We start from the raw sequence: 10,092 nt of genomic DNA on the forward strand, positions 1-10,092 counted from the left end.
TCACCCAGGCAGTACCAGAAGTGCTGCTCTAAAAACAACACACTGAACGAGGTGAGCAAAATGAATCTGCAATCGATCAAGACGTCGGTAGTGAAGTTCATCAAAGACGAAGATGGCCTGACCATTGTCGAGTATGCGGTGGCGGGTGGGTTGATAACGCTGGGCGCTGTTGCCGCATTTGTCACCCTGGGCGGTAACGTCAGTGCAGCCATTAAAAGCCTGGGCTGCGCAGTCAAAGGCACCACTTGCTAACACCCCACCGTCCACAGAGGGTTGCAGCCATGGGCATGGAGCAATCAGTCGTTATTGCATCGTTGCTGGGGCTGCTGGGTATAGCGGTGCTGAGCGATCTTCGCCATCACCGCATTCCCAACCTCTTGGTCTTGCTGGGTTTGGGGCTGGGCTTGGCCGGCCAGGTTTACACCCTGGGTGTCATCGGGTTTGGCTATGGGGCGCTGGGTATGTTGATCGGTTTTGCCGTTTTCCTCCCGATGTATGCCTTTGGGGGGATGGCTGCCGGTGATGTCAAGCTAATGGCCATGGTCGGCGCCTTTCTTACTCCCCACGATGCCCTGTGGACCGCGCTGTTCAGCCTTATCGCCGGCGGTCTATGCGGAGTATTGATTGTCCTCGTGCGTGGTCAAGTGCAGCAGACCATGGGGCGCTACTGGCTGATGTTGAAAGCCAGGGCCTATTTCTCGCCAGCGGTTGATGAAGTGGCAGGCAAGCCCTTTCCCTATTCAGTCGCAGTCCTGCTCGGCACTTTGACCAGTGTCTTCTGGCTGCCCCTCGGCCAGTAGGTCAGGAGAACACTATGTACGCCATCAGCAACAGCAGCGTTACTCACGATGCGCGCGAAGAAGTTGTGCAGCGGCTGGCGCCACAGCCACGCACCATCCGTGAAACCGGGTTGGCGGACAACTTGCTCGGTGACCTGGTCTGCAAGCATCTGCACGATGCCGGTGTGCTGGACATGTCGCGGCTGGTGGAACGCCTGGCACTGACAGGCGCGGTGCTTGAAGAAGTACTGACCTTTCTGCGCAAAGACGGTCGTGTCGAAATACTGGGGCAATCCGGTGGTCAAACATTGCGCTACGGGTTGACTGAACGCGGTCGCAGCGCCGCCCGTGATGCATTGGCGCGCAGCGGCTATATCGGTGCGGCGCCTTTTCCGGTGAGTAGCTATCGCGCGCTGCTCAAGCTGCAGACCATTCACCACGGTCGGATCAATGCCCAAGACATGCAACACGCCTTTGGCGGGGTGGTCCTGGCGCAAAGCATGCTCGACCAACTGGGTGTGGCGCTCAATTCCGGCCGCGCCATCATGATCTACGGGCCGGCGGGCACTGGCAAAACCTATGTCAGCAGCCGCTTGATACGCCTGTTTGACGAAACCATCTGGGTACCTCATGCCATTGCAATCAACGATGCGGTGATCGAGATTTACGACCCACAGGTACACCGGCGCCTGGTTGGCGACGATGAACTGCAGAGCAATCTGCTGCTCGACGAAGGGGTCGATCGCCGGCTACTGCGCTGTGAACGCCCGATCGTCATTACCGGCGGCGAATTGAGCATGGAGCAGCTGGATGTCCGCTACGACCCTTTCACGCGCCAGTACCAGGCGCCACTGCAGCTCAAGGCCAGCAATGGCCTGTTTGTCATCGATGACATGGGGCGTCAACGCATGTCGCCGGCCGAGCTGTTCAACCGCTGGATCGTGCCGATGGAGGAGAAACGTGATTTTCTTAACCTCGGCGGTGGGCGGCACTGTGAGCTGCCGTTCGACCTGATCCTGGTGTTTTCCACCAACCTCAATCCGCTGGAGCTGGCCGACGAAGCGTTTTTGCGGCGCATTGGCTACAAGCTGCAATTCGGCTACCTGAAAGCCGAAGAATACGAACGCATCTGGCGCCAGGAAAGTGAACGCCTGGGTATGTCTCACGACCCGCAGCTACTGCATTACGTGCTTGAGGAACTCTACGGCGTTGAAAACATGCCGCTGGTGCCTTGCCATCCACGGGACCTGTTGAACATGGCCCTCGACCGCCAGCGTTACCTGGGCGGCACCGGGCCGTTATCGGCGCAGGAGCTGGAGTGGGCATGGCACAACTATTTCGTACAGCTCGACTTCCTTGGATAGGTAAGGAGATATCGCCATGAGTTCTCGTACTTTCATCTTGATTGCCTTGTCCGTGATCCTGGGGTTGGGCGCCGCATGGATGGCCAACACCTGGCTCAGTGCCCGGCTCAACGCCAGCCCCGACGATAATCAGCAGAACGTGGTGGTGGCCACCGTGGAAATCGCTTTTGGGCAAATGGTCGAGGCGCAACAGGTGACACTGGTGCGCATGCCCAAGGACACGGTACCCGACGATGCCTTCGACGCCATCGACAAGGTCGTCGGCAAGATCGCCACATTCTCCATGTTGAACGGCGATATCGTGCGCGGTGCGCGTCTGGCCGCGCACCTGGGCGGGAGCACGCTGGCCTCGCTGATCGAACCCACCAAACGTGCGATTTCGGTACGTGTGGATGATGTGGTGGGGGTGGGCGGGTTCCTCTTGCCGGGTAATCGCGTCGATGTCCTGGCGACCAAGCAGACAGGTAATACCGGTAACGCCGAGTCCCGCACCATTCTGGAGGACTTGCGGGTACTGGCAGTGGACCAGACCGCCAGTACCGACAAGACCCAGCCGGTGGTGGTACGTGCGGTCACCCTGGAAATGACGCCCGACGAAGCGGAACTGCTGGTCAAGGGCATGACGGACGGGAAGCTGCAACTGGCCCTGCGCAATCCGCTGGACAACAACAAGCTACCGGTCACCAAACCGGTGGAGCTGGCCCAGGTTGCGCCAGTGCCGCCGGTCAAGCAGATCGTCCAGCGCAAGGGCGGATCTGACGTCAGTGGTATCACGCTGATCCGCGGTATCGAAGTCAAACGCGTGAACACTCTGTAGCTGACAGGCGCAACCGTTGCAGGCATCGCCCGCCAGGTAGCGTCGCCGCTTGGCGGTGGTGGGCGACGGCACCCGGCAGATCAAGGTCGGCAGAACTCTGGAGGGCTTGATGATGAGAGCACGTATCCACCAACCACTCCGTGCGTTTCCAGGGCAACAGCGCGGAACGATTATTGTGCTGGCGGTGATCGCCATGGCCGCCATCCTGGTGATGGGGGCTTTTGCGCTGGACGGCGGGCATATGCTGGTAAACAAGGCGCGGCTGCAAAATGCTGTCGATGCCGCAGCCCTGAGCGGGGCCAAGACGCTCAGCGAGGTATACGGTGCAACCGGCTCGGCCAGCCTTACGCAAGCCGCTGCCCTGGGCACACTGACGCTTAATGCCAACGCCAGTGGCAACAAGGAACTGGCCAGCGCTGTTGGCAATAATGTTTCCGGCTTCGCCACGGTAGAGCTGTCTGCCAGTGTCTATGGGCCTTTTTCCTTTCCGGGCCCGGCCAATGCGAGCTATGTACGGGTTTCGGTGCCCAACTACCCGCTGAGCGGTTTTTTCTGGGGCATATTGAAGGCGATCGGCGATGGCGTTGCCCCGAACAAGGCCGTGGCCGCGGTGGCCACCGCCGGCCCCAGCCCTGCCAGCCCGTGTAATATCACGCCGCTGATGGTGTGTGGCGACCCGAGCAAGAACGACCCCGCTACCGGGATGTTCTGGGGGTTCAAGTTCGGTGATTTGCAAGTGTTGAAAACGGCGGCGAACAACAGTTCGGCAATCGGCCCCGGCAATTTTCAGCTGCTCGACTTCGGCTCGGGCGGCAACACCGTGAGGCAAGGCCTGGCGGGCGGAATCAATCAGTGCAATAGCGTCGGCGACAACGTCCTGACCAAGCCGGGCAACACCGTAGGGCCTGCCTCTCAAGGCCTGAATACGCGCTTCAACGAATATTCAGGTGGCCTCAGTGCTGCGGACTATCCGCCGGACCTGGTGATTGCGGTCAACGACAAGTCGTTGACGTACACCGGTACACCGGAACAGATCCAGTACAACAACCAGACCGTCACCTCCACCAATGGCAACCTCGTCACCGCCGGTGGTGAAGCCCTGTACGACTACAACGACTGGGCACGGGCCTCTGCCGCGTGTGTTGCCGGCACCGGCGGCGGCTGCCTGGGCAACGGCGCGTTCGAGCGGCGGATCCTGAAAGTGGTGATCGGCGATTGCTCCGGCAAGAACGACGGGGCGTCGTCGATTCCGGTGTTGAGCTTCGGTTGCTATTACGTGATGCAACCGGCCAATCAACAGGGCAACTCGGCGCAGATATTCGGCCAGTTCGTCAAACAGTGCGAGGGCGACAATGTGCCCGGCCCCAATCCTGTCAACGACGCAGGCCCGCAAATCATTCAGCTGTACAAAACCTATATCGATAACAGCCAGACACCGAGTACCGACTCTTAGGAGGCCTTATGGGACACCGTGGACGCAAGCCGCCGCAGGCCCAGCGTGGGCTGGCGATGGTGGAAATGGTGATTACGCTGCCACTGCTGGTACTGCTGCTGTTCACCTTCGGTGAGTTCGGCCGCATGCTGTTCCAGTACAACAGCCTGATGCAAGCCAGTCGGGATGCTGGACGTTTTGTCGCCGGCCAGGCCTGGAATGCAACCTTGGGCAAGGTCGAAGTGAGCGACACGCTTCGCGCCCAGGCCCAGAGCGTTGCGGTGTACGGTGTGCCGGCCAACCCCAATGGCTACCCGGCGGTGGTACCGGGGCTGACCACCGGAAAAGTCTCGGTGACGGTAGTGGGCACTGATCACGTCCAGGTCAGTATCAACTACACCTTCTTGCCGGTGATCGGTAGCGCACTACCTGCGTTCTATGGCCAGAGCGAACCGCTTGGCCTGACGTTGACCTCTACCGTGGTGATGAGGGCCTTATGATGAATCTCAAGCGTATGCGCGGTGTGTATGTCGTCGAGTTCGCGATTACCAGCCTGGTGTTTTTCACCTTGCTGTTCGGCGTGCTGGAAATGGGCCGACTGTATTTCACCGTCAACGCACTGAATGAAAGCGTTCGCCGCGGTGCTCGCCTGGCGGCGGTGTGCGATATCCATGACCCGGCGATTTTGCGTCGAGCCATTTTCAATGCGGCCACTAACAGTGGTACGAGCAGTCTGATCGGCAACCTGGCCACGGCCAACCTGAACCTGGTCTACCTGGACGAGGACGGTGCGGTGGTCGCAAGCCCCGGCGACCTCAGCGGCGCCAGCGGCTTTCGAGCCATTCGCTATATCCAGTTACAACTGAGCAACTTCACCTTCAAGCTGTTGATCCCCGGGTTCGGTGGGGGGTTCACCCTGCCGGTGTACAGGTCGACCGTGCCGCGTGAAAGCCTTGGTCGGCAACCCGAGGCGGGAGTCACCCCGGAGATTACGCCATGCTAAATACCAAAGAAGCTCCCGTCGCCAGCGTGACTGAAAAAACAGGCATGCGCCTATTGATCAGTGGACGTGACGTGACGGCGTTGAACCATCTGAAAGCGTTGAGCCAGGGTTTGCCCAACCTGAACGTCAACACGCGCCTGGTGAGCAACGGTCACACCGACCCGCTGTATGGGCTGGAGCAAATGCCTGACTTGTTGCTGTTGCGGGTCAGCCACTTGTGGCGCGAGGAGCTGGCGGCCCTGCTGCAGCATCCGCTCAAAGAGCGACCGCCATTGTTGGTCTGCGGCCCGCTGGATGAGCGTGAAGGCATGCGCATGGCGATGCAGGCCGGCGCCCGGGATTTCTTGCCCGAGCCAGTGGCGGCTGACGACCTGCAGGCGGCAATCAACCGCATGTTGCTGGAGGTCCATGCCGAACAGGGCACAGGCGGCAAGCTGGTGGCGGTGATGAATGCCAAGGGCGGATCGGGCGCCACCATGCTGGCCTGTAATCTGGCCCATCAGCTGAGCATCCGCGGTGGCAGAACCCTGCTGCTGGACCTGGACCTGCAGTTCGGCACGGTGGCCCACTGCCTGGATGTACTGCCGACACACAGCCACATGGAAGTGTTGAAACAGGTCGACGAGCTGGACAGCATCGCCTTGCGCGGTTTCTGCAGCCACTTCAGCCCGACCCTGCATGTCCTCAGTGGCCGTACGGGTGAACTGTGCCTGTCGCAGGATGTTCGCCTGGAACAACTGGAAAGCCTGTTGCGGCTGGCGCGCAGTACCTATGACTGGGTGGTGGTGGATTTGCCGCGGCAAATCGACCACCTCACAGGCGTCACGCTGGAGCAGGCGGACCGGATCTACATCGTGATGCAACAGAGTCTCAGCCACCTGAAAGACGGCACGCGCCTGACACGCATCCTGCGCGACGACCTGGGTGTGCAGGGCAATCGCTTGCAGGTGGTGGTCAATCGCTACAACAAAACCTCGCCGGTCAGCCTAAAGGACATTACCGAGGCCCTGCGCTGCACCGACGTGCAGAAGCTCCCCAACGACTATTCGGTGGTCAGTGAAAGCCAGAACAGCGGTGTACCGCTGGAGGTCCACGCGCCGCGTGCAGCCGTGACTTTAGCCATGCGTGAGCTGAACCAGAACCTGATCGGGGTGGTGGCCAGCGAGCGGGGGCTGTTTAAACGTACCTTTAGCCGTTTGTTCGGAGGTTAAGCCATGCTCAGCGACTTTCGTAATCGCCTGCGTCAGCATGCCGGCAAAAATGCTCCGGCAGACGAGCAGAATGTACAGGCCGACAGTGAAAACTGCGTCAGTGTACTCATGGCCTGGGAGGCCGCCATACCGGACGTGCTCTACGAAACCCGGACCAAGCTCAATCAGGTGGAGACCGACTGGCGGGAGAAGATCTACCAATTGCTGCTCAAGGTCATGGACCTGTCATTGCTCGATTCCCTGGAGCCTGCCGAAGCGACGCGGCAGATCCGCGAGATCTGTCAGCGCCTGCTCGACGAGCACTCGGCGCCGGTCAGTGCCAGCAGCCGTCAAATGATCATCAAGCAGATCACGGACGAAGTGCTTGGCCTTGGCCCCCTGGAACCGCTGTTGGCCGACCACAGCGTATCCGACATCCTGGTCAACGGGTTTGACTCGGTGTATGTCGAGCGGTTTGGCAAGTTGCAGAGAACCGATGTGCATTTTCGCGACAATCACCACCTGCTGAACATCATTGACCGTATCGTCTCCAGCCTGGGCCGGCGCATTGATGAGTCGTCACCGCTGGTGGACGCCCGGCTCAAGGACGGTTCCCGGGTCAATGCCATCATCCCGCCCCTCGCCATCGACGGGCCGAGCATGTCGATCCGGCGCTTTGCCGTGGACCTGCTCAACACGGAGAGCCTGGTGAAGATGGGCACCCTGACGCCCTCCATTGCTCTGATGCTCAAGGCAATCGTTCGTGGCCGCATGAATGTGCTGATCTCGGGCGGTACTGGCAGTGGCAAGACCACCATGCTCAACGTGCTGTCCAGCTTCATCCCGCACAACGAGCGGATCGTTACCATCGAAGACTCGGCCGAGTTGCAGTTGCAACAGCCCCATGTGGTACGCCTTGAAACCCGTCCGGCAAATATCGAGGGCAGGGGCGAGGTGAGCCAGCGCGAACTGGTGCGTAACAGCCTGCGTATGCGCCCTGACCGCATCGTGATCGGCGAGGTGCGTGGCGCCGAAGCGCTGGATATGTTGACGGCGATGAACACCGGACACGACGGTTCGCTCACCACCATCCATGCCAACACCGCGCGCGACGCTCTGGGGCGGATCGAGAACATGGTCTCGATGACCGGCGCGACCTTTCCGATCAAGGCCATGCGTCAGCAGATAGCCTCGGCCCTCAGCGTCGTCATCCAGCTGGAGCGTCAGGAGGATGGCACACGGCGCCTGGTCAGCGTCCAGGAGATCAACGGCATGGAGGGCGAGATCATCACCATGACCGAGATTTTCGCCTTCGTGCGCAACGGTATCGGTGAGCACGGTGAAGTCCTCGGCGAATTTCGCCCCACCGGCATGGTGCCGGCGTTTCGCGATGTGCTCGCCAGGCGCGGTATCGAACTGCCGCTCAGCCTGTTTCGGCCTGATTGGATGGAGGGATAAACATGAACCAAATCCCCGGCGAGTTTATTCTGGCGTTCCTCGGCATGGTGTTCACGGCCATGTTTCTGCTCAGCCAGGGCTTGGCGGTTCCGGTGTTTGGCGAGGCCAGCAAGGTGCGCAAGCGTATCCGTAGCCGCCTGAATCTGCTGGAGACCGCCAGTAACCAGGCGAACATGCAGTCGGTGCTGCGCCAGAAATACCTGCGCCGTTTGTCACCGCTGGAAGCCCGTCTGGAGCAGTTGCCGGCGATGGAGTCGCTGGCACAGATGATTGAACAGGCCGGGCATGACTACCGCGCCTACCGGGTACTGTTGCTTGGGCTGGTCCTGGCGGTGGCAACCGGGCTCGTGGTTTGGCTGTTCAGCCAACTCTGGTGGGTGGCTGTTCCTGCGGCCCTGCTGGCATTCTGGCTGCCGGTGCTGAAGATATCCCGCGACCGTGGCAAACGCTTCGCCCAGTTCGAGGAAGGCCTGCCCGATGCCCTGGATGCGATGTGCCGGGCGTTGCGTGCCGGTCATCCGTTCAACGAAACCCTGCAGTTGGTGGCCGAGGAGCATAAGGGGCCGGTCGCCCATGAGTTCGGCCTGACGTTCGCCGATATCAACTACGGCAACGATGTGCGTCGGGCCATGCTGGGTCTGCTTGAGCGCATGCCGAGCATGACCGTGATGATGCTGGTGACAACGGTGCTGATCCACCGCGAAACCGGCGGCAACCTGACGGAGGTGCTGGAACGGTTGAGCAGCCTGATTCGTGGGCGTTTTCGCTTTCAACGCAAGATCAAGACATTGTCGGCCGAAGGGCGCATGTCGGGCTGGATACTGGTCTCCGTGCCTTTTGTATTGTCCGCGGCGATTGTGCTGTCGAGCCCGACCTACCTGCCGATGCTGCTCAACGAGCCCCTGGGCCAGAAAATGGTGATCGGGGCATTTGTGGCGATGCTGATCGGGATTTTCTGGATCCGCAAAATCATCCGCATCCAGGTTTGAACATCGCCAGGTGTCGAGGAGGGGGTCATGAACTATCTGCTGAGCTTGATCAACAGTGTGGTGGGCGACGAGCAACTGGCGCGCCTGTTGTTCGCGGGGGCCATCGGCCTGAGCGTAGTGCTCGCGGTGGCAACGCTGGTGCTGCTGGTGCAGGGGTTGCAAGACCCGGTACAGCGGCGTCTTTTGCTGATTAAACGCGGTCATGGCGGGGAGAGTTACGGGCAAAGCACGCCCAGCAACCTGCAACTGTTGCTGGAGCAAGTCGGCCAGCGCTTTTCCTCGGTAGAGCAGGGCCAGCCCTCGGCGACCCGAACGCTGCTGACCCATGCCGGCTATCGCTCGCACGCAGCGGTGCAGATGTACTGGGCCATTCGCCTGTTGTCGCCATTGGCCATGGTGGGCCTTGCGGTGCTGGCATTGCCGCTGATTCCAAAACTGTCGCTGCTCGTCGGTATGGTCGTGCTGCTAGTGGCGCTGGGGGTGGGGTGGCTGGCACCGTCCATTTACGTCAACGCGCGCAAACAGGCACGGATGACCCGCTTGCTTGTCGCCTTCCCGGATGCCCTGGACCTGATGGTGGTGTGTGTCGAGTCGGGCCTGGCCTTGCCCCAGGCAATCGAGCGGGTATCCGAGGAAATGGCGGTCAGCCAACCCGATCTGGCCGTGGAACTGGCGCTGGTCAACTCCGAAGTCCGCGCCGGGATCCCCAGTACCGAAGCACTCAAGCGCCTGGCCGAACGGACTGGCCTGGAAGACATTCGCGGGCTGGTCAGCTTGCTCGCGCAGAGCATCCGCTTTGGTACCAGTGTCGGGGCTACCTTGCGTATCTACGCTGAAGAGTTTCGCGACCGGCGTACCCAGTTGGCGGAAGAGAAAGCGGCTAAGATCGGCACAAAACTGATGTTCCCGCTGATTTTCTGCCTGTGGCCGAGCTTTTTCCTGGTGGCGATCGGCCCAGCAATCATTGGCGTGTTCAAGGTCTTCGGGAAGTTGTAAGCAGAGGAGGGCAAGCCTTAACGACAAGGGGCCTCTGCCTCCAGCGGGTTTACCCGCTGGAGGC

Annotated in this window: 11 protein-coding genes; all 11 read left to right on the top strand. The window is 60.6% G+C overall.

What is annotated here, in order from left to right; genetic code table 11:
* Positions 1-60 precede the first annotated feature (60 nt).
* The 11 genes from UW3_RS0123315 to UW3_RS0123365 all read left to right on the top strand — a co-directional run bounded on the left by UW3_RS0123315 (position 61) and on the right by UW3_RS0123365 (position 10,028).
* Positions 61-252, top strand: a complete 192-nt coding sequence (locus UW3_RS0123315; RefSeq protein WP_010226124.1) for a Flp family type IVb pilin — start codon at positions 61-63, stop codon at positions 250-252.
* 29 nt (positions 253-281) lie between these two features.
* Positions 282-800, top strand: a complete 519-nt coding sequence (locus tag UW3_RS0123320) for an A24 family peptidase (protein WP_010226125.1) — start codon at positions 282-284, stop codon at positions 798-800.
* A gap of 14 nt (positions 801-814) precedes the next feature.
* The gene (locus tag UW3_RS0123325; protein ID WP_010226126.1) at positions 815-2,143 is read left to right on the top strand and encodes an ATPase AAA; all 1,329 of its coding nucleotides are present in this window, start codon (positions 815-817) and stop codon (positions 2,141-2,143) included.
* A gap of 16 nt (positions 2,144-2,159) precedes the next feature.
* Complete coding sequence (gene cpaB, locus UW3_RS0123330) at positions 2,160-2,960, top strand: Flp pilus assembly protein CpaB (protein ID WP_010226127.1); 801 nt, start codon at positions 2,160-2,162, stop codon at positions 2,958-2,960.
* A 109-nt stretch (positions 2,961-3,069) separates the two neighbouring features.
* A complete protein-coding gene (locus tag UW3_RS0123335) occupies positions 3,070-4,413 on the top strand; it encodes a TadE/TadG family type IV pilus assembly protein (RefSeq protein WP_026001485.1) in 1,344 nt (447 codons plus the stop codon).
* A gap of 8 nt (positions 4,414-4,421) precedes the next feature.
* The gene (locus UW3_RS0123340) at positions 4,422-4,892 is read left to right on the top strand and encodes a TadE/TadG family type IV pilus assembly protein (RefSeq protein WP_010226131.1); all 471 of its coding nucleotides are present in this window, start codon (positions 4,422-4,424) and stop codon (positions 4,890-4,892) included.
* A complete protein-coding gene (locus tag UW3_RS0123345; RefSeq protein ID WP_010226133.1) occupies positions 4,892-5,395 on the top strand; it encodes a TadE/TadG family type IV pilus assembly protein in 504 nt (167 codons plus the stop codon). Before UW3_RS0123340 ends, UW3_RS0123345 begins: the two co-directional genes overlap by 1 nt.
* Positions 5,389-6,606, top strand: coding sequence for an AAA family ATPase (locus UW3_RS0123350; RefSeq protein WP_026001486.1), 1,218 nt, complete (start codon positions 5,389-5,391; stop codon positions 6,604-6,606). Before UW3_RS0123345 ends, UW3_RS0123350 begins: the two co-directional genes overlap by 7 nt.
* 3 nt (positions 6,607-6,609) lie before the next feature.
* Positions 6,610-8,043 (top strand): TadA family conjugal transfer-associated ATPase, encoded by a 1,434-nt coding sequence (locus UW3_RS0123355; RefSeq protein WP_010226136.1) that lies wholly within the window; start codon positions 6,610-6,612, stop codon positions 8,041-8,043.
* A gap of 2 nt (positions 8,044-8,045) precedes the next feature.
* Positions 8,046-9,032, top strand: a complete 987-nt coding sequence (locus tag UW3_RS0123360) for a type II secretion system F family protein (RefSeq protein WP_010226138.1) — start codon at positions 8,046-8,048, stop codon at positions 9,030-9,032.
* 27 nt (positions 9,033-9,059) lie between these two features.
* Complete coding sequence (locus UW3_RS0123365) at positions 9,060-10,028, top strand: type II secretion system F family protein (RefSeq protein WP_010226140.1); 969 nt, start codon at positions 9,060-9,062, stop codon at positions 10,026-10,028.
* Positions 10,029-10,092 lie beyond the last annotated feature (64 nt).

It is taken from the genome of Pseudomonas donghuensis (assembly GCF_000259195.1).
In the GTDB taxonomy this organism is placed as follows: domain Bacteria; phylum Pseudomonadota; class Gammaproteobacteria; order Pseudomonadales; family Pseudomonadaceae; genus Aquipseudomonas; species Aquipseudomonas donghuensis.